General features: G+C 47.7%; 30 protein-coding genes. 18 read left to right on the top strand and 12 right to left on the bottom strand.

Annotated features, from left to right (window positions below; genetic code table 11):
- Positions 1-40 precede the first annotated feature (40 nt).
- The 18 genes from L1D23_RS08510 to L1D23_RS08425 all read left to right on the top strand — a co-directional run bounded on the left by L1D23_RS08510 (position 41) and on the right by L1D23_RS08425 (position 14,955).
- Positions 41-856 (top strand): FliM/FliN family flagellar motor C-terminal domain-containing protein, encoded by an 816-nt coding sequence (locus L1D23_RS08510; RefSeq protein ID WP_239865539.1) that lies wholly within the window; start codon positions 41-43, stop codon positions 854-856.
- Positions 856-1,224 carry a flagellar motor switch protein FliN gene (gene fliN, locus L1D23_RS08505; protein ID WP_239865537.1) on the top strand — a complete coding sequence of 123 codons (369 nt, stop codon included), beginning with the start codon at positions 856-858 and terminating at the stop codon, positions 1,222-1,224. The genes L1D23_RS08510 and fliN overlap by 1 nt, the downstream gene beginning before the upstream one ends.
- Before the next feature lie 14 nt (positions 1,225-1,238).
- Positions 1,239-1,997, top strand: a complete 759-nt coding sequence (gene fliP / locus L1D23_RS08500; RefSeq protein ID WP_239838150.1) for a flagellar type III secretion system pore protein FliP — start codon at positions 1,239-1,241, stop codon at positions 1,995-1,997.
- 12 nt (positions 1,998-2,009) lie between these two features.
- Positions 2,010-2,279 carry a flagellar biosynthesis protein FliQ gene (gene fliQ, locus L1D23_RS08495; protein ID WP_006963035.1) on the top strand — a complete coding sequence of 90 codons (270 nt, stop codon included), beginning with the start codon at positions 2,010-2,012 and terminating at the stop codon, positions 2,277-2,279.
- Positions 2,279-3,055 carry a flagellar biosynthetic protein FliR gene (gene fliR, locus L1D23_RS08490; protein ID WP_239865535.1) on the top strand — a complete coding sequence of 259 codons (777 nt, stop codon included), beginning with the start codon at positions 2,279-2,281 and terminating at the stop codon, positions 3,053-3,055. Before fliQ ends, fliR begins: the two co-directional genes overlap by 1 nt.
- Positions 3,052-4,179 carry a flagellar biosynthesis protein FlhB gene (gene flhB / locus L1D23_RS08485; protein WP_239865533.1) on the top strand — a complete coding sequence of 376 codons (1,128 nt, stop codon included), beginning with the start codon at positions 3,052-3,054 and terminating at the stop codon, positions 4,177-4,179. Before fliR ends, flhB begins: the two co-directional genes overlap by 4 nt.
- Before the next feature lie 30 nt (positions 4,180-4,209).
- Positions 4,210-6,300, top strand: a complete 2,091-nt coding sequence (flhA, locus tag L1D23_RS08480) for a flagellar biosynthesis protein FlhA (RefSeq protein ID WP_239865531.1) — start codon at positions 4,210-4,212, stop codon at positions 6,298-6,300.
- On the top strand, positions 6,293-7,099 hold the full coding sequence (locus L1D23_RS08475) for a diguanylate phosphodiesterase (RefSeq protein WP_239865530.1): 807 nt from the start codon (positions 6,293-6,295) through the stop codon (positions 7,097-7,099). Before flhA ends, L1D23_RS08475 begins: the two co-directional genes overlap by 8 nt.
- 192 nt (positions 7,100-7,291) lie before the next feature.
- A complete protein-coding gene (lafA, locus tag L1D23_RS08470) occupies positions 7,292-8,119 on the top strand; it encodes a lateral flagellin LafA (protein ID WP_239838145.1) in 828 nt (275 codons plus the stop codon).
- Positions 8,120-8,462: 343 nt separating this feature from the next.
- Positions 8,463-9,800, top strand: a complete 1,338-nt coding sequence (fliD, locus tag L1D23_RS08465) for a flagellar filament capping protein FliD (protein ID WP_239865526.1) — start codon at positions 8,463-8,465, stop codon at positions 9,798-9,800.
- Between the two features lie 21 nt (positions 9,801-9,821).
- On the top strand, positions 9,822-10,208 hold the full coding sequence (gene fliS, locus L1D23_RS08460) for a flagellar export chaperone FliS (RefSeq protein ID WP_239838143.1): 387 nt from the start codon (positions 9,822-9,824) through the stop codon (positions 10,206-10,208).
- Positions 10,192-10,506, top strand: a complete 315-nt coding sequence (locus L1D23_RS08455; protein ID WP_239838142.1) for a LafD — start codon at positions 10,192-10,194, stop codon at positions 10,504-10,506. The genes fliS and L1D23_RS08455 overlap by 17 nt, the downstream gene beginning before the upstream one ends.
- 2 nt (positions 10,507-10,508) lie before the next feature.
- Positions 10,509-11,507 (top strand): flagellar hook-length control protein FliK, encoded by a 999-nt coding sequence (locus tag L1D23_RS08450; protein WP_239865523.1) that lies wholly within the window; start codon positions 10,509-10,511, stop codon positions 11,505-11,507.
- 14 nt (positions 11,508-11,521) lie between these two features.
- On the top strand, positions 11,522-12,019 hold the full coding sequence (locus L1D23_RS08445; RefSeq protein ID WP_239865518.1) for a flagellar basal body-associated FliL family protein: 498 nt from the start codon (positions 11,522-11,524) through the stop codon (positions 12,017-12,019).
- A gap of 12 nt (positions 12,020-12,031) precedes the next feature.
- A complete protein-coding gene (locus L1D23_RS08440) occupies positions 12,032-12,760 on the top strand; it encodes a FliA/WhiG family RNA polymerase sigma factor (protein WP_239865512.1) in 729 nt (242 codons plus the stop codon).
- A 9-nt stretch (positions 12,761-12,769) separates the two neighbouring features.
- Entirely contained in the window at positions 12,770-13,627 is an 858-nt protein-coding gene (gene motA / locus L1D23_RS08435; protein ID WP_239865511.1) for a flagellar motor stator protein MotA, read from the top strand.
- Complete coding sequence (locus L1D23_RS08430) at positions 13,627-14,619, top strand: flagellar motor protein MotB (protein ID WP_239838137.1); 993 nt, start codon at positions 13,627-13,629, stop codon at positions 14,617-14,619. Before motA ends, L1D23_RS08430 begins: the two co-directional genes overlap by 1 nt.
- Positions 14,620-14,667: 48 nt before the next feature.
- Entirely contained in the window at positions 14,668-14,955 is a 288-nt protein-coding gene (locus tag L1D23_RS08425) for a hypothetical protein (protein WP_239838136.1), read from the top strand.
- A gap of 94 nt (positions 14,956-15,049) precedes the next feature.
- Here L1D23_RS08425 and L1D23_RS08420 read toward each other — a convergent pair whose 3' ends face one another.
- From L1D23_RS08420 to flgB, 12 genes are all read right to left on the bottom strand, one after another.
- Positions 15,050-16,093, bottom strand: coding sequence for a flagellin (locus tag L1D23_RS08420; protein WP_239865510.1), 1,044 nt, complete (start codon positions 16,091-16,093; stop codon positions 15,050-15,052).
- A gap of 17 nt (positions 16,094-16,110) precedes the next feature.
- A complete protein-coding gene (flgL, locus tag L1D23_RS08415; protein WP_239865509.1) occupies positions 16,111-17,007 on the bottom strand; it encodes a flagellar hook-associated protein FlgL in 897 nt (298 codons plus the stop codon).
- A gap of 15 nt (positions 17,008-17,022) precedes the next feature.
- Positions 17,023-18,396 (bottom strand): flagellar hook-associated protein FlgK, encoded by a 1,374-nt coding sequence (gene flgK / locus L1D23_RS08410; RefSeq protein WP_239865508.1) that lies wholly within the window; start codon positions 18,394-18,396, stop codon positions 17,023-17,025.
- Positions 18,397-18,942: a rod-binding protein gene (locus L1D23_RS08405; RefSeq protein WP_239865500.1), complete on the bottom strand. Its 546-nt coding sequence runs from the start codon at positions 18,940-18,942 to the stop codon at positions 18,397-18,399. It lies immediately after the preceding gene.
- Positions 18,943-18,951: 9 nt separating this feature from the next.
- Positions 18,952-20,049, bottom strand: a complete 1,098-nt coding sequence (locus tag L1D23_RS08400) for a flagellar basal body P-ring protein FlgI (RefSeq protein WP_275666164.1) — start codon at positions 20,047-20,049, stop codon at positions 18,952-18,954.
- 104 nt (positions 20,050-20,153) lie between these two features.
- Positions 20,154-20,825: a flagellar basal body L-ring protein FlgH gene (flgH, locus tag L1D23_RS08395; protein WP_239838131.1), complete on the bottom strand. Its 672-nt coding sequence runs from the start codon at positions 20,823-20,825 to the stop codon at positions 20,154-20,156.
- 25 nt (positions 20,826-20,850) lie between these two features.
- Positions 20,851-21,636 (bottom strand): flagellar basal-body rod protein FlgG, encoded by a 786-nt coding sequence (gene flgG / locus L1D23_RS08390; RefSeq protein WP_239838130.1) that lies wholly within the window; start codon positions 21,634-21,636, stop codon positions 20,851-20,853.
- A 21-nt stretch (positions 21,637-21,657) separates the two neighbouring features.
- Complete coding sequence (locus tag L1D23_RS08385) at positions 21,658-22,389, bottom strand: flagellar basal body rod protein FlgF (RefSeq protein WP_239865498.1); 732 nt, start codon at positions 22,387-22,389, stop codon at positions 21,658-21,660.
- A gap of 11 nt (positions 22,390-22,400) precedes the next feature.
- On the bottom strand, positions 22,401-23,597 hold the full coding sequence (gene flgE, locus L1D23_RS08380; RefSeq protein ID WP_239865496.1) for a flagellar hook protein FlgE: 1,197 nt from the start codon (positions 23,595-23,597) through the stop codon (positions 22,401-22,403).
- A gap of 26 nt (positions 23,598-23,623) precedes the next feature.
- Positions 23,624-24,304 carry a flagellar hook assembly protein FlgD gene (gene flgD / locus L1D23_RS08375; RefSeq protein ID WP_239865494.1) on the bottom strand — a complete coding sequence of 227 codons (681 nt, stop codon included), beginning with the start codon at positions 24,302-24,304 and terminating at the stop codon, positions 23,624-23,626.
- A complete protein-coding gene (flgC, locus tag L1D23_RS08370; protein ID WP_239838126.1) occupies positions 24,304-24,738 on the bottom strand; it encodes a flagellar basal body rod protein FlgC in 435 nt (144 codons plus the stop codon). Before flgC ends, flgD begins: the two co-directional genes overlap by 1 nt.
- A 2-nt stretch (positions 24,739-24,740) precedes the next feature.
- Positions 24,741-25,103, bottom strand: coding sequence for a flagellar basal body rod protein FlgB (flgB, locus tag L1D23_RS08365; protein WP_239865492.1), 363 nt, complete (start codon positions 25,101-25,103; stop codon positions 24,741-24,743).
- Positions 25,104-25,114 lie beyond the last annotated feature (11 nt).

The following is a 25,114-nucleotide window of genomic DNA, read 5'->3' as shown; positions in this document are numbered from 1 at the left end:
AAATTTAAAAATCGCTTTGTCAAGACATGGTAAAATATAAATGGAAAGTAGCAGCAAGATATCTATTCCAGACTATCAGACTCTAAGCATAGAATCTCTAGGGAAACCTATTCACGTAATTCGAGACAGGTTGGATGATTTAATATCCACCTCGTGTAACGGCCTGACTTATGAGCTGCAAAACTGGTTAAAAACACATCACGCAGATGTCAATATAAATCAAGTTTCACTGCATACTTTTACACCAAGTGAAATGGATAAGTCTTTTATCAGTACTTTTAAGCATGACGAGGGTGGGCGAGTATTTATCTATACCGATAGTCAGATACTGATTAAATTAGCTGATAGCTTTTACAACGCAAGGATGGAAAGAAGCCATAGTTCACTCAATAACAGTGATTTACGACTTCAGGAAAAAATTGGCAGACTGATTATTAACTGGTTGGCGCCCGAAGAAATGTGGTCTGACTGTGAATTTGAGCCAGCACAAGGGACAGGCCTTCACGCCACCATTGACGTCAACCTGAACAATCACCAAGGTACCATCCACCTTAAGCTAGATGAACAGCTTGTCGCCACCTTAACCGAACAATTGGATTTGCAACCCAAAGAGTCCATGTACGAGCCATTCTGCCAATCTCTGGCAGCAACGCCTGTCAAACTCAATGTCTTACTTAGTAAAAAAACCATGCCGCTCAGTGAAGTCATTTCACTGCAACCTAACGATATATTACCCATCGAGTTATTGTCTTCCGCTCCCGTGAGCATTGGTCAAGAACAGCTTTTTTCTGGTCGAGTTGCAGAGAATGATGGGCAACTAGTTTTAATTCTTAATCACGATAAGGACTCTTTTTAATGAGCGAGACAACAGAAACTGCCACATTTAATGGCGAAGAGCTGAACTTTGATGATTTTCAACTGGAAGATTCACACACTGATATTCTCGATGCCGTGGTACCAACACCAGAACGTGATCTGAGCTTTTTCAAAAATATTCCGGTTACCGTCACTCTGGAAGTCGCCAGTAAAGATATTGCTTTGGGCGATCTAATGAAAGCTGGCGAAGGCAGTGTTATTGAGCTTGATAAACTCAATGGCGAGCCCCTCGATGTTAAAGTCAACGGATCGTTGATGGGCCATGCTGAAGTGGTGGTTGTGAACGAAAAATATGGCCTGAGATTGATTGATATTGTCGATTCGGCTCTGACCTCCGCAGTTGAATAAGGGTTCACTGAAACATGACTAAGTCACCTTCCTTGCAAGGATGGGGGATCCTAATCGGCTTGGTTAGCCTGCTCTTCGCTTTCCCTTCTGTTGCGAATGAGTCAGGCTTAACCATTTTGTCTGTCAGTGACGGAGCTACTCAGCAAGAATACAGTGTAAAACTGCAGATTCTGTTATTGATGACCGCGTTGAGTTTTCTCCCTGCTTTTATTCTGATGGCCACCAGCTTTACTCGCATTATTGTGGTTCTTGCAATCCTTCGTCAGGCTTTAGGGCTCCAACAAAGCCCACCAAACCGAGTATTGGTGGGTATTGCACTCGCGCTTTCCCTACTGATCATGCGCCCTGTCTGGACAGATATTTACCAAAATGCTTTCCAGCCATACGACAAAGGGGAAATTACCTTAATGCAGGCGTTTTCAGTCGCAGAAAAGCCCGTACGAAACTTCATGTTGGCACAAACTCAGCAAACATCCTTGGAACAAATGTTGCGCATTGCTAATGAGCCGCTCGATACCGCGTTGGAGGACATCTCGTTTGCAGTGGTACTGCCCGCTTTTGTCATCAGTGAGCTCAAAACCGCTTTTCAAATCGGCTTCATGCTGTTTATTCCGTTTCTAATCATTGACCTTGTCGTCGCCAGTGTCCTGATGGCAATGGGTATGATGATGCTATCACCGCTGATCATCTCACTTCCATTCAAACTGGTGGTGTTTGTTCTAGTCGATGGCTGGGCGATGACGGTCGGCACATTATCCGCCAGCTTTGGGTAAACAGGAGTTCGCATGACACCAGAAATGACCGTCACCCTGTTTTCCAATGCGGTATGGCTGATCATCACCATGGTCGCAGTACTGGTTGTGCCAGGCCTGATTGTCGGCCTTGGCATTGCAATTTTTCAGGCCGCCACGCAAATCAATGAGCAAACACTGAGCTTTCTACCAAGGCTTCTGGTCACGTTACTTATGGTAATTTTTGCGGGGCACTGGATGCTACGTAAAATCATGGAGCTGTTCGACTACCTGTTCCACAATATTCCAGGAATGATTGGCTGATGGAGGTTACCTTCGCAGAAATCTCTCGCCTCCTTGGGCAGCTATGGTGGCCTTTTTTCCGCATTGGTGCGGTATTTATCTCCATGCCTTTCTTTGGTGACTCATTGATACCCGTCTGGGTGCGTAGCTTACTGGCACTCTCGATTGTGATGATCTCCGCTCCTTTGATGCCGCCAATGCCAGCGGTCGAGTTTTTCTCGATGACTTCTCTGTTTCTCGCTTTTGAACAAGCCATTTGGGGACTGTTCTTTGGCCTGATTTTGCATATGCTGTTTACCATTTTTACGACGCTGGGCCAGATTGTCTCCATGCAGATGGGCTTAGGCATGGCAATGATGAACGACCCTGTCAACGGCATGTCCGTAGCAATTCTTGGTCGTATTTTTCTGATTTTCTGCACCTTATTGTTTTTATCTCTCGAAGGTCATTTGGTGGTGCTTGATGTCCTTATCCAAAGCTTTGTTGTTTGGCCAGTCGGCTCCGGTCTGACTTCAGCTTCTTTGCAAGGCATTGTTAATTTATTTGGCTGGATGTTCGCTTCTGCACTGGCACTCGCCCTCCCGGCAATTGTTTCTATGCTATTGGCGAACATCAGTTTTGGCGTGATGAACCGTGCAGCCCCTTCACTCAATGTCTATGCGTTAGGCTTTCCAATGACCATGCTGCTTGGCCTGTTCAGCGTGCTCATTTCGGTGTCAGGTGTGCCGAGCCGATATACGGTACTGGTCAACGACACACTACGTTTTCTCAACCAATTCATGGCGGGGGGCGGATGAGCGAGCAATCTTCTCAGGACAAAACAGAAAAAGCCTCACCGCAGAAGCTCAAGAAAGCGCGTCAGGAAGGTCAGATACCCAGAGCGAAAGAATTCACGACCGCCGCAATTTTTCTCGCGGTCACCGTGTACTTCTCCAGTCAGCTCCCAGTGATTTGGGACAGTATTGCAGGTATTTTTCGTTTTAACATGACATTGACGAAGCAAGACTTAGCGAACCCGAAACAAATGGTGGAGCAGCTCGGACATAGCCTCGGCATGATCATTACGCTGCTTCTGCCTATGTTTATCGTGATTATTGCGGTAACGCTTACTAGCACTATGGTACTGGGTGGCTGGATGTTTCGTTTAGCGAACGCTTTTCCTAAACTGAGTAAGCTTAATCCACTCAGCGGTATCAAACGGATATTCTCAACCCGCTCTCTGGTTGAACTCCTCAAATCGACCCTCAAAGTGCTGGTCATTTTTGGCGTGCTATATGGCTATCTTGATAATCACCTGCAACCCTTACTCGGTATGCAGCGACTGTCGCTGGAGCAAGGTGTCATTTCCATAATGCAAATCCTGTTCGATGGTCTGCTAATGATGGGGTTTGCCTTACTGCTGTTCGGCGTTATTGACATCCCCTATCAACGTTGGGAGCACATGAAAGAGCTCAAAATGACCAAGCAGGAGCTCAAAGAAGAGTACAAAAATAATGAAGGGCGACCTGAGGTCAAACAGCGTATTCGTCAGATTCAGCAACAATTTGCTCGGCGTAAAATCGATAAAATGGTACCGACTGCCGATGTGGTCATCACCAACCCGACCCACTACGCCGTCGCGATGAAATATGACCCTGATTTATCAGACGCTCCATTTGTGGTCGCCAAAGGCGTGGATGAAACAGCGATGCATATTCAACGTATCGCCCGTGAAAATCAGGTTGAAATCATCAACTCGCCACCGCTGACCCGTTCTATTTACTACACCACGGCGATCGAACAGGCTGTACCAAGCCAGCTCTACATCGCGGTGGCGCATATTCTGACGTATGTCATGCAACTCAAAGCATTCCGGACCGGCAATGGCGATAAGCCGATGCCTTTGCCCCATTTTGCTATTCCAAAGCATTTGCAACACTGATCATCCGTATTTACCCAAGGACACCCACCTATGCTCAATCGGTTAAAACAGATACAAGATTCTACAAAAGGCTTTGTCGGTATTCCGCTAGTCTTACTTATGGTGCTGGCAATGGTCATCCTGCCGCTGCCACCCCTGCTACTGGATGCCTTGTTCACTTTTAATATCGTGCTCGCCATTTTGGTGCTGTTGGTCAGTACTACCGCTAAGCGCCCCCTCGACTTTTCCATTTTCCCCACCATTTTGCTAGTGGCAACCCTATTACGCCTGACGCTCAACGTTGCCTCAACTCGAGTTGTCCTGCTCGAAGGTCACAACGGAGGCGATGCTGCAGGTAAAGTCATTCAGGCCTTTGGTGAAGTAGTCATTGGCGGCAACTATGTGGTCGGTATGGTGATTTTCGTCATCCTGATGATCATCAACTTCGTAGTAATCACCAAAGGTGGCGAACGTATTTCAGAAGTATCAGCGCGTTTCACACTTGACGCTTTACCTGGCAAACAAATGGCAATCGATGCCGACCTCAATGCAGGTTTGATCGATCAGGAAGCCGCCCGTCAGCGTAGGCGTGAAGTGGCTAATGAAGCCGATTTCCACGGTTCTATGGACGGTGCGTCAAAGTTTGTTAGAGGGGATGCTATCGCCGGATTACTGATCCTGTTTATTAACATCACTGGCGGTATCAGCATCGGTGTGTTTGAACACGGACTCACCACTTCTGAAGCGTTTAAAACTTACGCATTACTCACTATTGGTGACGGCTTAGTCGCCCAAATACCATCACTACTTTTGGCAACCGCAGCGGCCATTATCGTTACTCGTATCAACGACAGCGATAATGATATGTCAGAAACTATGCAAAAGCAGTTATTGGCTTCACCCGCGACCCTGTTTACGGTGGCTGCGGTGATGTTAATTATCGGCATGGTGCCTGGTATGCCTCACCTCGCCTTCTTTACTTTTGCCGCGGTGCTCGGATTTGCAGCTTGGCGACAGCGCAAGAACCCGGCTCATGATGCTCAAATTGAAGACGTCGAAGTACTCACTCAAGCCATGCAGCAGGAAGAAACCCCACTCAGTTGGGAAGACATTCCACATGTGCACACGCTGTCGCTGGCTCTTGGTTACCGACTGGTTCACCTGGTCAATAAGGAACAGGGCGCGCCACTCACCCAACGCATTCGTGGTGTAAGACGTAACCTGTCTGAGCAAGTCGGCTTCTTGCTACCAGAAGTGCGTATTCGTGACAACCTGAGCCTAAAACCCAACCAGTACACCATTTCACTCAATGGCGAAACGATAGAGCAAGGCTTTATTGAGCCAGAGCGATTGATGGCGATTGCGGTTGGCGAAACGTATGGCGAAGTCGATGGTATCCTCGGCAGTGATCCCGCCTACCAGTTGCCAGCGGTCTGGATTGAGCATACAGATAAAGCCAAAGCGTTAAATATGGGTTATCAGGTGGTAGATGATGCGACTGTCATCGCAACCCATATCAGCAAAGTGATCAAAACCCACCTTTCAGAACTGTTTAATCACGACGATGTCGATGCCATGATGCAAAGGCTAACCCAACAAGCGCCGAAATTAGCGGAAGCGCTCGGCGCAGCACTCAACCCAGCACAGCAGCTGAAAGTGTATCGTCAACTGCTACTGGATCAGGTACCTCTACAAGATATCCGTACCATTGCCAACACCATGCTTGAGTCGTCTGAAAACACCAAAGACCCGATACTTCTCGCGGCTGACGTGCGTTGTGCGTTGCGCCGAACCCTCGTGAGCTTGATCGCTGGGCAGAAGGTGGAACTGAAGGTGTATGCACTCTCCGATGAACTGGAACAAATGCTGATAACCTCTCTTCAGCAGGCGCAAGCAAGTGGCAGTGTCAATCTAGACAGTTTCCCTGTTGAGCCCAATATTCTGGCTCAATTCCAACAAAATTTACCTTTGATAAAACAACAGCTAAAACAACAAGGCTTGGCACCGATACTTCTGGTTATGCCGCAGCTTAGACCGCTGATTGCCCGCTATGCTCGTACGTTTTCTCAGGGATTGGCGGTATTGTCATATAACGAAATACCAGAAACAAAACAAATCAACGTGGTAGGTAACCTTGGATAACCTCAACTCACATCAGGCGATGTATAGCTACATCGCCAAACTCATGGAAGAACACCTTGAAACCGAAGACGATCAACTCATCCATCAAGCGCTGATTCACAATGACATCCGACATGCATGTCAAGCGATCCGCGCAGCGGACTCTGGTGAAGTAGAATTTCAACACCTGACCCTTAGGTTTGGCGGTGATGGCGAACAAAGTGTGTATCAATTCAACCTTTCTCAACAGGTAAAATACTGTCTTGACTTGTTCAGCCTGTACCTAGCACTGCGCCAAACTCACTTTCAGCTAGAAACGTTTCATCCAGATTTGATCAGCAATGTTGTGGTACCTCTTCAAGTCGAGGCACTCATCTGGCCACCGGGTGAATATTTTTTAGAGCAAGTTATCCTCTGCCATAAGAAAGCACTCACGCATGTTATTCCTTCACTGCAACTCAGCCATTCTTTAGGGTTTGACTCGTCGGTAGAAAGCCTGATCGAGTGCGTGGAAGAATACGCTTACGCATTGTGGTTTGAAGTCACTCCGCCCTACCCTTTACTTGAACAACTGGCTTGCTATGAACCTGCGATGCTGAAACTCTCAGTGTCACTGGAAGAAAAACAAGATCGAATGGCTTTGTTGCCCATCGTTCGTTTTTTGAAAAAACACAAATTGAAGTGGGTCGCCAGCCGGGTCGCAAGTCAAAAAGAATTGAACCAGTATAAATTGCTCGGCGCCAGTTACTATTTTGGCTACTTCAGTGACATCCCAACCCCGCTCTCTTTTAAAACGTTTACCAGCGAATACGACATCTAGTCAATCCACTAATTGGCACCGAAAAGAGCCAATTAGTGGAATCAGCTTCACTAAATCAGCACCAAATTCCTAAATATTCCCGTTATTTACACTTTTTAATTAATCTTCGATATTTATCGTCCGCCTCCTGTTAGTGACCAGGGAAACCCTGAAGCCAAAATCTGAGTATTGTGAAAACCGAAGGAGACCATAATGGCTTTATCAATGCACACTAACTACGCATCACTCGTTACACAGAACACACTAAGCAGCACAAACGATCTACTGACAACCGCTATGGAGCGCCTAAGTACTGGTATGCGTATCAACTCTGCAGCGGATGATGCCGCAGGTCTGACTATCGCTAACAAATTAGAAGCGCAAACTCGTGGCATGTCAGTTGCGATGCGTAACTCTCAAGATGCAATCTCAATGCTGCAAACAGCAGACGGCGCACTAGAAGAGCTAACTAACATTGCTTACCGCATGAAAGACCTTGCTACTCAAGGTGCGAACGGCACAAACGGTACCACTGAGCTTTCAGCGCTAAACTCAGAATATCAAGAGCTTGAGAAAGAAGCGGTACGTATTATGGGTGAAACCACATACGGTGCAGGTCAAAAGCTACTGACTGGCGGTAAACTAGCTGCAGCAGTAGATTTTCAAATCGGCGCATCAGGTGCAGAGAAGCTCACTGTTGACGTGTCTACTGCACTAGGCGACGTAGACTTCACTACAACAGGTGACCTTGATACTAATGCTAACTCTAACGCTCAAATCGCTGTTGTTGATGGCTTATTTGATAAAATCAACACTGTTCGTTCATCACTAGGTGCAAACATTAACCGTCTCGAGCACACCATCAATAACCTAGCAAACGTGTCTGAAAACACGGCGGCTGCGAAAGGCCGAATCACAGATGCTGATTTCGCGGTTGAATCTTCAAACATGACGAAGAACCAAATGCTAATGCAAGCAGGCACTACGGTTCTTGCTCAAACGAACCAAATGCCAAGCATGGCAATGTCTCTACTTCGCTAATAAGCGATAGACACTCTTCTATTTATTTTACTCCAGTGATTTTAGCCTCCCTTGCGGAGGCTTTTTTTGGTTTTAAAGTCTCTCGTCAAACGCTTTTTTCATTTAACAACCCCTGCCATTTGGTCGCCTTAAAACATTGAGCAAAGCTGATCTTCATTCAAGGAAACAGCGGAACTCAGCCATGGGAAGTCACACTTCCGCAAAACCAAGAAAAAAAACATAACTTATTGATATTTAAAAGCTAAGTGAATGGCACTCATCTTGCTATTTTTCTAATCAAATCAGAATGATGATAGCGATATGAACCACAACGGTCATACACAAAAGACAAGGGAGTACTCTGATGAGTTCAATCGATCCAGCTACGATGGCACAGCAACTCGCCACCTTCGACGTCCAGTCATTTAGACAGCGCTACACCAATCAGGCCTCCCAGTACCAATCTCAACTGGATGCGCTTGGCAAAGTCGAATCTGCATTGCGTGAATTCCGTACCGCTGTGAATGACATGAACAACAGCACATCAGGGATCATCAAAAATAGCGCAACCGTGTCGAGTGAGGGGTTCTTCGCTGCCAGTGCAGACTCCAAAGCACTGACAGGCAGTTACCAGATCTTTGTTGAGCAGATCGCAACAGCACATCAAGTCTCAACGGGTATGCCTGCAAACCTAGAACCGACAACTGAAATACCGCTGACGGGCACGCTCGAATTTAAAATCAACGGCGAGACAATGACGCTGGATCTTTCCACTCTAGATAGTGATGGAGACGGCAAAGCAACTATGGCCGACTTAACTTCAGCGATCAACAATGACTCCGATAATCCGGGCGTTAACGCTACCTTGGTTCGCTCCGGTGGACAAACCCACTTTATGCTCTCCAGTGAAGAAACGGGGGTCGCTAACAAGATTGAAGTCTCAGCAACTGGAACCGGTCAAAGTTGGTTTGAAGATGCCTTCACAAACCTAAATCAGATTAGCGAAGTAAAAGACGCCATTATCTGGTTAGGTGCCAAAGATTCAGGCCTTAAACTCGAAGGCAGCAGCAATACCTTTAGTGATGCTATAGATGGCCTCGACATCACTGTCAGCAAGGCCCAAGAAACTGGCGAATCGCCGTTAACGCTCAGTGTCAGCGGTGACAACGACGCCACTAAAGAGCAAGTTACTCAGTTCGTTGACGCCTATAACAAGCTGATGTCGACCGTTGACGAATACACCAAGGTAGATACGGAAAACAACACTCGGGCTGTTCTAGCCAGTGATCCTACCCTACGAGCGATTGAAAGCCAGGTGAAGTCTGTTGTGCGTGGAGATTTCGGTGGCCTGCGCCTAAGTCAAGTCGGTATTGAGATTGATCGTAACGGCAAAATGAAGATCGATTCTGAAAAGTTTGAACAGGCTCAAATCGATAATAGTGCAGATCTTGAAGCGATGTTTAATGGCGACGGCAATCTCTTGGATAGCATCGACACCATCATTGAGCCTTACCTGCAATTCTCCTCCGGCCTATTTAAATCTCGTAAAGACGCACTAAAGCAGAACATTGATCGCATCAGCGACAAGCAGGTCGTGCTGGACCGTAAATACGATATGGCTTACGACCGCTACCTCAAGCAATTTACTCAAATGAACACCATTATGCGCCAAATGAACCAAACCATGTCGATGTTTGGTTAACGGCCACCAGGAGACGATTTTATGTTAATGGATTCAGGCTACAACTCTTATCAACAGGTCGATCTTGATGCTCAGGCAGCCTCGGCAAACCCACATCAACTGGTGGTGATGTTGATCGATGGGTTACTCAACGAAATCGAACGAGTCCGCGGTCACATGGCCGCAGGCCGCCTTGCAGAGAAAGGGGCTGGCATCAACAAATGTATGAACATTTTGGTTGGTTTAGACAGCGCACTTGATGCAGAAAACGGCGGCGAAATCGCTGAAAACCTCCACCAACTCTACGACTTCTGTCAGGTCGAGCTTTATCAAGCAAGCGTACAAAACAACCTAGACAAACTCACGAGCGTGGAACACGTCATGAACAATATACGAGAAGGGTGGATGAGTTTTGGTCAGCAAGCATAAAGTGTCCCCTGAACGGTTTCGCCATCTCGCCAAACTGATTCAGATCGCAACAAAAACCCAAGATTGGCAAGGGCTAAAACGCTACGATCTTCAATTAAGAGAGCTGCTAGAAAGCCATCAGCCCTATCTCAAAGATCCCCGACTTGCGCCTGTCATTACTGAAGTTAAATCGGTACACAAACAGGCTTTTGACGCACTGGATAAAGCCATCAACGAGCTGGAAGCCGAGATTAATGTTGTCGACGCTCAACATGAGCGAGCAAAAGCTTACCAACTTGCCATGACCATGGAGTACTAGCAATGAATACACCTTCACTGCACACCATGACAAGTCAAAGACCAGAGCAGTTATCCGCTGATGGTACGATCCAAAAAGCCCGTGGATTCGGTCAGCCTGCCGAACAAAACACTGGCTTTACTCTCATGGGGCAACCAGCATCGACGCTTACTGGCAGTCAGCCAAATGCTAAACAAACTGCCGTAACCTTCACGGATGATAGCGAGGAAATGCTAGGGCAGGAAAATAGCTCAGATCATACGACTACGCTATCGATTGAAAGCCCTCATCTACTAAAAGAACACTCTGCGACCATGAATACTTTGACATCGCTGCAACTGAAACAAAAACGAGCAGTGGACGGTTCTCAAGCGTTCAATGCCGCCCCCGTTTCAGCAACAAATTCGTCAGACAAAATGACGTCACAAACAATCAGCAGTCAATTGGTCAAGCAAGCAGGCGGGCCTTTGAGTATCGACACGCCTATCAACCAAAGCCCATCAGTACAGAGTGCTCTGCAAACGTTAGCCTCAACACAAACACAACTTCAAGTCTCTCATCAACAACCTACAACAACATCTGTACAAACGGCAGAGTGGGCAGCAGTTAAGGTCGATACGAGTGCGGCTAAGTGGGGCGAGCAAATGATCCAGGTGCTGCATGATAGAGTCTCGCTTCAAGCACAACAAAGTATGCAAGAAGCCAAAATCCGTCTTGACCCGCCAGAGCTTGGGAAACTGGACTTGCTGGTTCGTGTTGATGGCGATCGCCTCAACGTGCAAATCAACGCCAATGCGGCCGCAACTAGGGAAGCCTTGCTTCAGGTTTCTGACAGGCTACGTGCTGAGTTGCAAGACCAAAACTTTGTCCATGTCGACGTCAACGTAGGCTCAGGAGAAAGCGAGCGCGACCCGTCACCTCATCAAGGTGAACATCAAACACATATATTCGACAGTCGCGAGTTTGCCAATTCAGACAATACCAATGATCCATCAGAGCATTGGCTCAGCACACACGCATAATTAGGAATAGGGTTATGACAAAACAACAAATGATCGCGCTCTTTGCAGCGATGATTCTCACCAGTGCTCTGGTTTCAGCAGCAACCGTCATCGGCGGAATTTGGCTCATAAAGCAGTCGGGAGACACTCCCCAGTCAGAATCATTTTTCTCAGATTCTCCTCTCGCTTTTCTCATCGAAGAACGTCAACCAGCTCAGACACCTAGCTTCCACTCACTGGATAAAATTGTTCTGAGTGTCAAAGGTAAGCGTCAGACTCACTTTGTTATGTTAGAAGTCGCGATTGAAACACGCCGTCCAGAACGAATTCAGAATATCGATGACTACATGCCGGTTGTACGGAATTCGTTACTTAAGCTTTTCAGTGACAAAACCTACGAAGACCTTCATCAAGATGGCGCCGTTAACCTGCTGCAGAATCAGGTCAAACAAACGGTACTGCTGGCCTTTGAAAAAACCGACATTCTTCGCGACATCGATGATGTCTTGCTGACGAAATACGTCGTGCAATAAGGAGCACGGCCCATGTTGGATATGAATTTTCAGGAAGAATACGGCGTAGAAGGTGAAATCAGTTCACCTTCCATCCCTATTGATGAGAACAAATTACTCAAAAAACATCAGGTGTTGGTCAACCGTATCGTCAATCAGCTCAGAGCTCACGCGACACCGCACTGTAGCATCGAAGATATGCAGCAAATTGGCCTTATTGGTTTACTGGAAGCGGGCCGTCGATACGGAAATGTCGAAGATCCCAACTTCCCTGCTTTTGCCGTGTGTCGCATCCGCGGAGCAATATTAGACGAGTTACGGCGGCTGGATTGGCGGTCAAGAAAAACGCGTCAGCAGGCTCATGAACTTAATGATGTAACCCGCGATTTGATGCGTTCTCTTGGCCGGCAACCGACCGATGCTGAAATCATCAAGGCATTGGGAACAGACGAACAAGATTATCTTACTCGACAAAATGCGGCGCTGGCCGGAGAAATGCAGAGTCTTGATCAATTGATTGAGAACGGTATCGAAGCACAATCTGACGCTGTTTATGATGGAATGTCCCATGAGCAAACTCGTCGCAGTCTCGAAGTCGCTCTGGATAAATTGCCGAAAAGAGATCAACTGCTTCTGACGCTGTTTTATCAACACGAACTTAACCTTCACGAAATCGCTTTAGTGCTTGATCTGACGCCTCCAAGGATTTGTCAGCTACACAAACAAGCACTCAAACAACTCAACCACTACTTATCCTCCTAGGAGTCACAAATGCAAAAGTTTTTTGGAGCCATCACCGTCTTACTGTGTGTCTTTGGCGGATATATGTGGGCAGGCGGTAAGCTTGGCGCTATCTGGCAACCGGCTGAATTTCTGATCATCATTGGTGCCGCTGCAGGTTCTTTGATCATAGGTAACCCACCACAAGTTCTAAAAGAAATGCGTCAGCAAGTCCGTGCTACCATTTCCGCCCCACGCGAAGAGTATGAGTACTACATGGAGCTGATGGCTCTACTTAATAACCTGCTTGAAACAGCACGTAGCCGAGGCTTTAAGTTTCTCGACTCTCATATTGAAGCCCCTGATCAGAGTTCGATCTTTCTCGCCTACCCGAAAGTCGGTTCAGATTATCGGCTGATTTCTTTCATTACTGACAACTTGCGTTTAATGGCCATGGGTCAAATGTCGCCTCACGAGTTAGAAGGTTTACTGGAACAGGAAATCGAAGCCATTCAAACCGAAATGCTGCTGCCTTCTCGCTCAATGCAGAGAACAGCTGAAGCACTGCCGGGCTTTGGTATCTTGGCGGCTGTGGGTGGCATCATCATTACGATGCAGGCTATTGATGGCTCAATCGCCCTAGTGGGCTACCACGTCGCTGCAGCTCTGGTTGGAACATTTGTTGGTATCTTTGGCTGTTACTGCTGCCTTGATCCGCTCAGCAATGCTATGGCGCAACGTGTAAAGCGCAACATGACCGCATTCGAGTGTGTTAGAGCAACACTGGTGGCCTATGTGGCGAAAAAACCCACGTTACTTGCCATCGATGCCGGCCGTAAGCACATCCAGTTAGACATTAAACCGACATTCAATCAGATGGAGAAGTGGCTCTCTGAGCAGGAGGCGTAATGCAAAGACAAGAACAGGTGGTGTTCAAACGAACCAAGACCGTCGCTGATGATGACTTCCACGGAGGCGCTTGGAAAGTCGCTTTCGCTGATTTCATGATCGCCCTAATGGCTCTATTTTTAGTTTTATGGGTGATGCAGATTGTCGATAAGGAAGAGCGCAAGGCGATTGTGGCTCACCTTCAAAGTGCAAGCGTCTTTGACAAGAGTTACGGTAACCCGTTTGATACCTCACAAAGTATCTCTCCTATTGACTTGGCTGCCGACTCTTCCGTACCGAGCCGGCATGATTCGACACATATTGTCAGTTCATTCTTTCAAGGCGATGGTGATGGTCCGGAAACCGATTCTCTGATCCCGGGCACATTCGACACTCAAGAGCGACTGGCAGCATTGGCGAAGGTAATAAAAGAAGCGGTTCGCCAAATCAGCGCTCAGGGGAATGTCAATGTCACAGTGACGCCACAGGGTTTACGGATTGTTCTGCAAGACGATTATAAGCAGCATATGTTCAGTCGTGGCGGGTCAGAACTCACACCATTCTTTGAAGATCTTCTCCTTGCGTTGGCGCCTGTCTTTAAGCGGGTAGAGAACCCACTGATCATTAGCGGTCATACGGATTCTACCCGGTTCAAAGGTCATGTTGAACGCCGTTCGAATTGGGAGTTATCAGCATCACGCGCGAATATCGCCAGACAGACTCTCGTTTCAGGTGGGATGCCCGACGAGCGAGTATTGCAAGTAACCGGTATGTCGGATCGCGCTTTACTCAATGGAGATGAGCCGGAATCCAGTGAGAACCGACGTATCGAGCTGTTTATACTGACCACACCAGCCGCCAAAGTATTGGAAACCTTCTTTGGTAATCAAGCTGACAGCGAACTGCAAAAAGCAAAACAGAAAGCAGAGTTTAATCAGCCAGTAATTCGCCAGGAAGTGATTAACTTTTCCGGCACCCAAGCTCCTTCGAAGCCAGCGCTTCAACAACTTTAACTCTCTCAGGCGCTCTTGCAGCGCCTACTAACTCAAGCGTAAAAGCACATGCCTCAATATACGGTCCGACACGCCAAAAAAGATGGATTACAAAAAGCCTTTATGTGGCTGATTGTCATCGACTACGTGTTGCTTTCTCTATTCCTTAGCCAGTTGTACAACCTGACTTTAAATGGAGGCACGGCCATTAGCACTCTACTGCTTATCTACAATGTCCTACTCACTTTTCTCTGCTTTCAACGTACTGACAAGCGCGATTCTTACATTATTTACCCAACGTTATCAGCAACGCTACTGGCTTTCGTCTGCTTCCTGTACTTCTTCTTTCTGGTCTGACGCGACTTTTCTTTAGGCAAAAAAATGCTCTTCAATTAATGAAGAGCCAAACGAGCAATAGAAATCGGTCAATTGTTTTAGCTGGGCTTCCGTCTTAGCTTCTCATCAACGCCACCACAGAATGACGCTTTACGTTCGCCTGAGCATTGAGAGCCATAAAGGCTGTGGAAAACTGACCTGAATTCTCATCGAAGAGTTTAAGTTTGTCTTTGACTTGGTGAGCAGAAATCACCGAAGACTGCTTATGAAGCGTTTGCATTTGCATCGTCAATTCAGAACCCACTGCGCTCGCCTGCTCTAACCCAACCTGTACTTGACGGAAGTGCTGGTTCACCTTGGCGATGGTCTGTTTGATTCCGTCGCGTGAGCTCAAGTCAAAGCTTAGCTCGGCAATACCTTCTGGTTCCGCTTTAAGCGTCATCACATTAGATTGCCCAGCAGGGAAACGATGCCCCTGCCCCGTGACCATCACCTTCTGTTGCATCTGCTGATAAGCCTTCTCTGAGGATTCAAATAGTATCGTTCCATCCTCAGACAACGAGGCTCTGAGCCCAAGAGGAATCAGGCTTCGGTCTAGCATCTTGACGGTTTGCTTGCCCTCTGACAGGCCATCAAACTCAACCATCACTGAGTTTCCTTGTGGGAAGTCGAGGCGAATTTGTTCCGCTTTATCACTCAAACGATGGATGTTTAGCCCGGGAATTGAGAAACGACGCATATCCGCTTTGTCGAGCTTGAGCGTCAGCTCGTTGTCGATCACCTTGTTACCGTCAAAACGTGCGTTGTCTAGAATGCGCTCTATGTTTGCTTTGGCTCCTGTTAAGCCTTCTTTTAAACCGGCCACATTGCTCGCGCCAAGATTCATTGCTCGAGTAAGGCCCTGCTTAATCTTGGCCAACTCACCGCCTATGGCTTGTAAAGAGCGTGTCGCAATCTGAACTGAGGTGGCATTTTGTTGCCCCTGAGTAAGCAAAACACCAGACACCGAATACGATGCTGGTGTTTGGTTTTGGGCAGCTAGTTTACGCTGCCCGTTATCACCATGAGACTCTGAAGAACGAGGAGGAGAAATAGAAGCTCTATCGTGCCCAGTCAATCTGACATTGTGTGGGCGAACCTCAACTGTGCTCATTACCATATTTCAATTCCTGCTTATCAAATGCGGTCGAATAAGTTGAGATCGTTAATCTTAACGTAGCTAGCTTGAGTCGCTTGTAATGCGGCCATGTAGTTACTCAAACGAACTGAAGCTTCACCATAATCTAGCGCGGAGAGGTCGCTGCTGACCTTATCAACAAACAATTTATTTTCACCGTGAGCACTATCCATCAAATCTAGGTTGTTGTGACGACCACCCATTTCAGTCATCGCAGCTAACACGTTGCTGGATGTTGCTTCGATAGAGCTGAGCGTCGATTCAACCGTAGTTCTAAAAGCTGGAGTGGGCGATTGGAACTCTGCAATCAAAGCATCAAGATCGTTAAGAACGTTATTGCCACCTAGATCCAGAATTTCCTGTGCGGTCATATTGGATTCCATCGTCACGCCTTTCGCTACTGTCACAACCCGCTTATCACTGTTGCCTTGGATTACGTAGCTACCACTCGCGTTGGACAAAGCCGCCGTATCTGTTTTAGTTCCGGAGAACAAGTAACGGCCTTCTTCATCCTGAGCATTGAACGCGGAAACGACAGAAGAACGTAGACTTTCCAATTCGCTGATGATGCCAATACGTTCACTGCTTGTTAACGTCCCGTTCGCTCCCCATAGCACACGCTCATTCATCATCTTTAGACTTTCATTCACGGAGTCGAGCTGCACTTCCTGATTGGATAATGCGGTCTTCACATTGGAAATATTAGTCTTGTACTGAGTGATCGCCGAGCCTTCACGCTCTAAATTTAGTAATTGAACAGACGCCATTGGGTCGTCGGACAGTTTGGTCAGACGTTCACCGGTAGACATTTGCTGCATCACTTGCCCAAGCCCAGCGTTATTAATTTGCAAACTTTGCAGCATCATCTGACTGAATTGAGTATCACTAATTCTCATCTGTCTTTCCTATATTTAGAATAACTGAAGTACTGAATCGAACAGCTGATTCGCTGTACTGATCACTTTCATATTGGCGTTGTGAACGTTGGCAAACGTCATTAAATTGGCCGCTTCCTCATCACTGTTTACGGCACTGACGTTGTCACGAGCGGCAACGGCCTGTTCACTCATTGCCAACTTAGCCTGATAATCCGCATCAGCCTGACGTGCTTTGATTGCTGTTTCACCTACCATTGCAGCAAATGCATCGTTCAATGTTACTGAGCCAAAACCACTAATTGACACGGCTTTGTTACTGACAGCAATTAAGCTGTCCAGTACATCCGCATTGCCAGGATTACCGTCACCAGACAAAGCAAGCTCCTCTGGTTTCAAATCAGTAATCGTCAGGCTTGCAGCAGGATTAGCAGGGTCGTAACTGAACAAAGGCTTACCCGTATTACCATTGAGATCTTGACCAGTAACCAGTACAGAATTGAATTCATCGGCTAATGCCTGAGCCATATCGTCAATCGCGGTACGGTATGGCTTTAACACCTCCGTCTGATAATCCGTCAGTGCGCCAACCTGCCCGCCTGGCGTATCCGTCACCGCAAAGCTCTGAGTACCAAACTCAACATGCAAAGCAGCAAGGTATGGATCACTTGGGTCAGGAACGGCTTTAAGCACAGCAGCATCTCCACCCATAACCAGTGGTTGCCCAGAAGAAAGCGTCACCTGCAAACTACCATCAGCCTGTGATGTCGTTTTCACTTCTACCACTTGGGACAACTCTCCAATTAATGTGTCGCGGGTGTCCATTAGTTGAGCTGGGTTTCCCCCTGTACCTTGCATCTCAACGATCTGTTTGTTCACGTCCGCGATATTAGTCATCAAACTGTTAGCATGAGCAATGGCCGCATTACGTTGGTCGTTAACATCTTTATGTTGGTGCGAGAGCGACTCAGTGAGGGTGTTAAAACGTCGCGCAAGGGCTTCGGATTCATTAATGATTTGCTGACGATAAGGCACCGATTCAGGTTTTACTGTTGCATCATTCAGAGCTGAAAATAACGTATCCAAACCAGCTGAAAGGCTAAAACCGTCAGCGCCGAGCGTATTTTCCAGTTGACTCATCGTGCTGCTGTAGCGAGTCGCGTAAGCGGAAAGACTGTTTGTCGCCCAAGTTTGCTTCACCAGATACTCATCGGTGACTCGGCGAATACTGGTCACTTCGACCCCTAGCCCAGGGTGTAACTTGTCGTGTTTCGTTCCACCAACCGATGCCATCAAAGCTTGTTGCCGGCTGTATCCCGGTGTATTAATGTTGGAGACGTTTTGCGCTGTGACGTCTAGGGCCACGCGATTCGCGTTAAGCCCAGAAAGGGCAATATTGACGAGATTCATTTACAGCTCCATTTTTCGAATCAATGGTTGGGCGAAAGCCGTTGTCACACCTGCTTCGCCCAACATTTGTCTAACTGAGGCGACCGACTCCTGGCTCGAATGAAGTGCAGGAGCAGAATTAGGCGCAACGGAAGTTTCAGCGTGTGAGCTTGCTTCCACCTCACTAAGAATGTCATTCGCTGGCAAGGTTGACTCACTGGCTGAAAATGCCACTTCTGAAATTGAAGGGCTGAGCTGTTTAATCAACATTTCTGAAATACCAGAATGCTGTTTCTTAGACATTTCAATCGCCAGCTGGCCATCGTACATATCGCGAAAAACACCCTGTTGCTGGCTGGAGAATGGGCTGTCATCGTCGGCCAATACATCACTACTACTGCGCATCTGCCGCAGTACCAACTGTAAAAACATCGCTTCAAACTGACCCGCCACTGTCTCCAGAGCGGCTCCCTGTTCGTTACTATTCTTTATGTTCATCAGAGCACTGTTATCGTGATAAAGCACCGAGTTCATAGAAGACTGTTCGTTTAGTCCGTCAAGTTTCATAAAGACTCCTTAAATCACTACCAGCTCTGCATTCAATGCCCCTGCTTCATGCAAGGCTTGTAGAATCGACATCAAATCCGTTGGTGTCGCCCCTAAGCTGTTGACCGCACTAACGATTGTGTTGAGCTCCGTACCCGGAGGCCAGATCACCATTTGCGCTTGCTCTTCGCTGACGTCCAATAGCGACTGGTCGACAACTTTGGTTTCACCGTCAGCAAACGCGTTTGGCTGGCTCACCTGTTGCGATTCAGCAATGGTGACCGTTAAGTTGCCATGGCTTACCGCCGCTTCACTGACCTTGACACTCTTACCTATCACAACGGTACCGGTACGAGAGTTGAAAACGATGCGCGCTGGTTTGCGTCCTTCTACCACACTGATGTCTTCTAACATCGACATCATGACCACACGCTGCTGGCTGTCTTTTGGCGCTTTGACGCTAATGCGCACATTGTTTTTGGCAACCGCGACTTTAGGCCCAAAGATGTTATTGATCTCACGTGCAATATTCTTAGCGGTCGTAAAGCTTGGTTTTCTCAGGTTCAGTACCACGTTATCTTGCTCTGAAAAGTCATTGGGGACTTCTCGTTCCAGCGTGGCACCACCGGGAATCCGACCAGAAGTCGGGGTATTAATGACGATTTTAGAGCCACTTTTTCCTTCAGCAGACACGCCGCCCACGACGACGTTGCCCTGAGCAACGGCATACACCTCACCATCGATACCGCGCAGTGGTGTCAACAGCAGGGTACCGCCGCGCAAACTCTTGGCATCACCGATGGAAGACACCACCACATTCAGCGTTTGCCCTGCACCTGCCATCGGCTCAACCGTAGCAGTCACACTCACTGAAGCAACATTGCGCAATTTTGGGTTAGTGCTGTCATCGATTTGTACACCGAATTGTCGCAACATATTGGTGATGGATTGCGCGGTAAATTTGACCTGATTGCGGTCGCCCTGCCCGTCTAGGCCAACCACTAGACCGTAACCAACCAATTGGTTTTCACGAATACCCTGCACATCAACTAAGTCCATGATAGGGATTTCAACTTCAGCTTGAGCAGGTAACGCTGTCCCTAGTGACAACACCAGCAGCATCCCCATCAAGAATGAATCTCTTTGCTTAGCAACCCTCCTCTCATGCGCCGAGCTAAATCGGTGAGAAAGAGAGCTAAGAACGGCGGTAAACATAGTCATTTTCTGTTTCATTAAAACGGCATCCAAGGACTGTTGAAGAATTGGCTTAACCAGCCAGCAGCATTACTGTCAGCCAGCGTACCTCGACCTGAATAAGTAATTCGCGCATCACCGATGCGTGCAGAAGAGACCTGATTATTACGACTGATATCATCAACACGAACAATACCCGTTAGGCGAATAAACTCATCGCCCTGATTGAGGCGAATCCATTTTTCACCACTGATGCGCAATACCCCATTAGGTAACACTTCGTGCACCGTCACAGTAATAGCCCCTTCTAATTTGTTGCCCTGTGAGCTGGATGCACTACCATCAAAAGCGCGTTGAGCATCGACACTAGCGGCGAGTTCATCGATAGTTTTGCCACCCAAACTCGGCGTAGCAAAGCCAACGCTCGAGTTTTTACCATACTTGGTATCGGCTTTTTTGCTCGATTCCGTTTCTTCGGAAAGGACGACTGTGAGCATATCGCCGACACGATACGCTCGCCTGTCCTGAAACAGGGTCATGGAATATTGGTGACGATAAAGACTGCCGTTTTGCGCGGCTGGAAGTGAATAGTCCAGCGTAGGCGGTGCGTATTTTTCTTCATCAGGTTCAGGAGGGGTAAACTCCTGTCGACCCGCACACCCAGCAAGCAAAATGACAACCAGAGGCCAAACTCTCAATAATGCCTTCATTCCCTGTTCCTTTATTACTTGACCGTTACACCGACTGAGCGACAAACTTCAGCATGTCATCCGCAGCCGAAACGACTTTGGCGTTCATCTCGTAAGCACGCTGAGTCGTGATCATGTCAACCATTTCCTCCACGACTTGAACGTTTGAACCTTCTAAAGAGCCTTGTTTAATACTGCCCACACCGTCTTCTCCGGCGATCAGCTCATCCGCCTGACCACTGGCTTCCGTTTCACGGAATAAGTTTCCGCCCACTGCTTCAAGGCCGGCTGGGTTGATGAATTTCGCTAAGGTGATTTGACCGAGTTCTTGCGGTGCAGTGCTGTCAGCTGAGGTAGCCGACACCGTACCATCCACACCAATGGAAACCGATAATGCGTTCTCGGGTATCTGGATTTGCGGTTCCAAAGGCAGACCTTGGCTATTGACCATTAGGCCTTCCGAATTGACGTGAAACTGGCCATTACGGGTGTACATGATCTGGCCATCGGAGTTTTCGATTTGGAAAAAACCCTGCCCCATCACAGCAAGATCCAATTCTTGACTGGTGTTTTGCGTATTGCCTTGAGTGAACACCTTTTGTGTGCCTACCACTCGCACACCGCTACCCAACTGAACGCCTGATGGCAACTCATTGACCTGATCCACCAGCGCTCCCGGCTGGCGTTGAATGCTGTAAAATAGGTCTTCAAACACCACTCGGTCGCGTTTAAAACCAACAGTGTTAACGTTTGCTAGGTTGTTAGAGATGGCCGTCATTTTAGTGTCTTGAGCCGCCATGCCCGTTTTACTTACCCATAATGCTGAGTGCATTTTCTACTCCTTGCGCCACGCTTAGCGCGACGACATTAATTTGTTACCGGCTTGCGCCAAAGTCTCTGCGGTTTTCATCATCCGCACCTGCATTTCAAAGTTACGTGTTAGCGACATCACATTCAGCAGCTCATCAATCGCTGATACGTTGCTGCCTTCGATATGCTCTGGCGCCAGCTGCACAGTTTGGTCAACCTCAAATGGGTTGCCATCAACGCTATGAAGCAAGCTATCGCTCTCTTTCTGCAGTTGATTGGTTTCCGGTTTAACTAGTTTCAACGTGCCAACTTCAAGCTCAGCACCGCCACCCGGCGGCACGACAGAAATACGGCCACGTTCGCTGATTTCAACTTTCTGATAGTCTGGAAGAACCAAAGGGCCACCTTCACCGACAACCGCGAAACCATTGATAGATAAAGCGCCGAACGGGTCGACTTTGATGTTACCTGCGCGGGTATAGGCTTCTTGACCATCAGCCCTCTGAACGGTCAGATAGCCTTCTCCCATAACGGCAACATCCAATGCACGCCCCGTTTTAACGATGTCTCCTTCATCAAAACGAGTAGACGCAGAGTTGGTCACCACCATAGTACGGCCATCAAAACCTGATCCCTGAAGCTGAACACTCGAGACACGCTCCATATCAGCACGAAAACCAGCGGTATCCGCATTGGATAAGTTGTTTGAACGAACATGCTGAGCCTTGAGTACTCGACTCGCGCCAGATGTTGCAGTGAATAGCAAACTGTCCATATCAGGCTCCGTTAGATTGCGTTAAACAACGCCTGAGTCAGTTTGTCATTGGTCGAAATGGTTTTTGCATTCGCCTGATAGTTGCGCTGTGCTGTCATCAGATTGACCAACTCGCTTGTCAGATCGACGTTTGAACCTTCTAGCGCTCCCGGTGTTAGATCACCCAAAGTGCCAGAACCTGGAACACCCATTACTGGCGCGCCTGAGCTGAAACTTTGAGTCCAGGCTGTCCCGCTGACTTTTGAGAGGCCTTGAGGGTTAGCAAAATCCGCCAGCACAACTTGACCCTGTAATTGGGACTGACCGTTAGTGTATGTGGCGTAAACCATGCCGTTGTCTTCTACGCGAACACCCGCGAGTTCACCCGATGTGTAACCATTCGGGTTGTTAGTACTGACACCAAAGCCTGTGCCAAATTGAGTGCTGCCTGACAGGTCAATATCGATACTCATTGGGTTCGCACCCGCCGCTGGGAACGAAACGTTATAAGCGCCTGATGGTGTCGCAATAGAGCCATCTGGGTTGAACGTCATTGCAACGGTTGACACTGCCGTTGCCCCGCTATCAACCTGCACATTCACTTCCCACGCGTTATCCGCCGTTTTGGTGAAATACTGGGTAACGGTATGCGGCTTACCTTGAGAGTCGTAAACTTTTGTCGTGTAAGAGGAGTTGAATGAATCAGTGTTGTTAGGGTCAAACGGGTTCACCGTCTGGTCAACAATCGAATTGGTTGCATCTAGGTTGGCGATGAACGCCATCTTGTCAGTCGCTTTAGCCGCCAATGAAGACGTCGAGATCTTAATATCGCCCGAGGCTCCCGTAAGCAGGTTGTTGTTTCCATCAACGCTGTAGCCTTGCAATTTAGCGCCCGTGTTGCCAATAACGTAATTGTCTTTATCTGTACCAAATACCCCTGAGCGGGTGTAAAGCAATTGTCCTGCACTATCTTTGGTCACAAAGAAGCCGTTACCATTGATGGCAAGATCCATTGCTCGGCCCGTTCCACTCACCGAACCATTTTTATCAAAGTTTTGGGAGATAGAAGCGACTTCCACGCCACCTGGCTGCATACCGTTGTAAACAGCTGCAAACTCAGTACGTGCCCCCTTGAATCCGTAAGTCGATGCGTTGGCAATATTGTGGCTGATGGTATTCAGCTCTTGGTTAGTCGCATCAAGGCCACTTAGGGCAATATTAAAACTCATAACTAAACCTCTTTATTCCTTATTGGTTAAGCACCAAACTGAGTGATTTGATAGAAAGGTACGCTGCCAACACCTGCGATATTGACGAACGCTGCGCCGCCTGAGCTTGGAATACGAACTTGCTCAACCTGACCGGCTAAAAGAATGTTTGGAGCTGATTGCCCCTCCTGCACCTGAACCGATACCTTGTACTTGCCAGGTTTAAGCTCAAGCTCTTCAGGATTGATACTGAATTCAACATCTCCCGCGGGATGAGCGCCTAAAGGCACTTTACGCGATTGACCAAACTCATCTGTGACAACCAAATTGACTTGGCTTGAAGGATGTTGAAGTTCAATTTTTCCGCCTTGAACCGCGTCACCCATTTCGAATTCATTGCCAGACACATAAACCGTCTGACCTACCAGCCCTGCCGTAGACAGAACTTGCATGTTATCGAGCAAAACCATGCTGTTTTGCATCATTGAAGCCATGTTCTCTGTACTTTGTACCTGAGAGAACTGTGCCAATTGACTGACATACTCAGTGCCATCAAGTGGGTTGAGAGGATCCTGGTTTTGGATCTGCGCGACCATCAAGCTGATGAATTCGTTTTCCAGCGACGTGGCACTATTGGCATCCTGTGGATTGCCTGTCACCGATGATGCATTTGTCCCTGAAGCAACTGGTGTATCAGAAGATAAAGCGTTGTAAGAAGCGATGCTCATTAGCTGCCCTGCCCTAGTCTAAGCAGGCCTTGCTGCATACTTTTTACATTGCTCAGCACTTCAACATTGGTCTCGAAGCTACGGGTGGCTGACATCATATCTGCCATCTCAGACACCACATCAATATCTGGGTAGTAAACATACCCCTCATCGTTAGCCAGCGGGTTACTCGGCTCAAAGCGTTTTTCCGCCTGAGCTGCACTTTGGACAACATCAACAATTCTCACCTCAGCATTTGGGTAACTTTCTTTACTCGCTGACAACTGAGTTTTGCTGTACACCGTGGCGAACACAGGTTTTAGCGCCTTGTAGGCGTCATCTGGATTGGCAGAGACGGCATCTGCGTTAGCAAGGTTACTCGCCACCGTGTTTAAACGTACTGTCTGAGCATTCATTGCTGAGCCAGCAATCGAGTAAATATCGGTAAATGACATGATTATCGTCCCTCTATCACTTTCGCCAGTCCTTGAAACTTCATATTCAAGAAGGTCAGGCTGGTCTGAAAGTCCATGTTGTTTTGTGTGAATTTGCCTTGTTCAACCCCCAGCTCGACCGTATTGCCGTCTTTGCTGTTTTGATAAGGGATCGAGTACATAGAAGAGACCTGCAGTTTCGGCACGGAGTTGTTCACTCCATGAGGAGATAACTGATTCATTACCGTGGTAAAACTCAGGTCCTTCGCCAAGTAACCCGGGGTATCAACATTTGCTAGGTTACTGGCAAGGACTTTGGTACGCTGAACCCGAAAATTCAGCGCATCAGGGTGAATACCTAACGCACTTTCAAATGAAATTGCCATGTCTCTTTCCT

It is taken from the genome of Vibrio sp. Isolate24 (assembly GCF_022398215.1).
GTDB classification, from domain to species: Bacteria; Pseudomonadota; Gammaproteobacteria; order Enterobacterales; family Vibrionaceae; genus Vibrio; species Vibrio coralliilyticus_A.
This window is presented reverse-complemented; position numbering and strand designations above follow the sequence as displayed.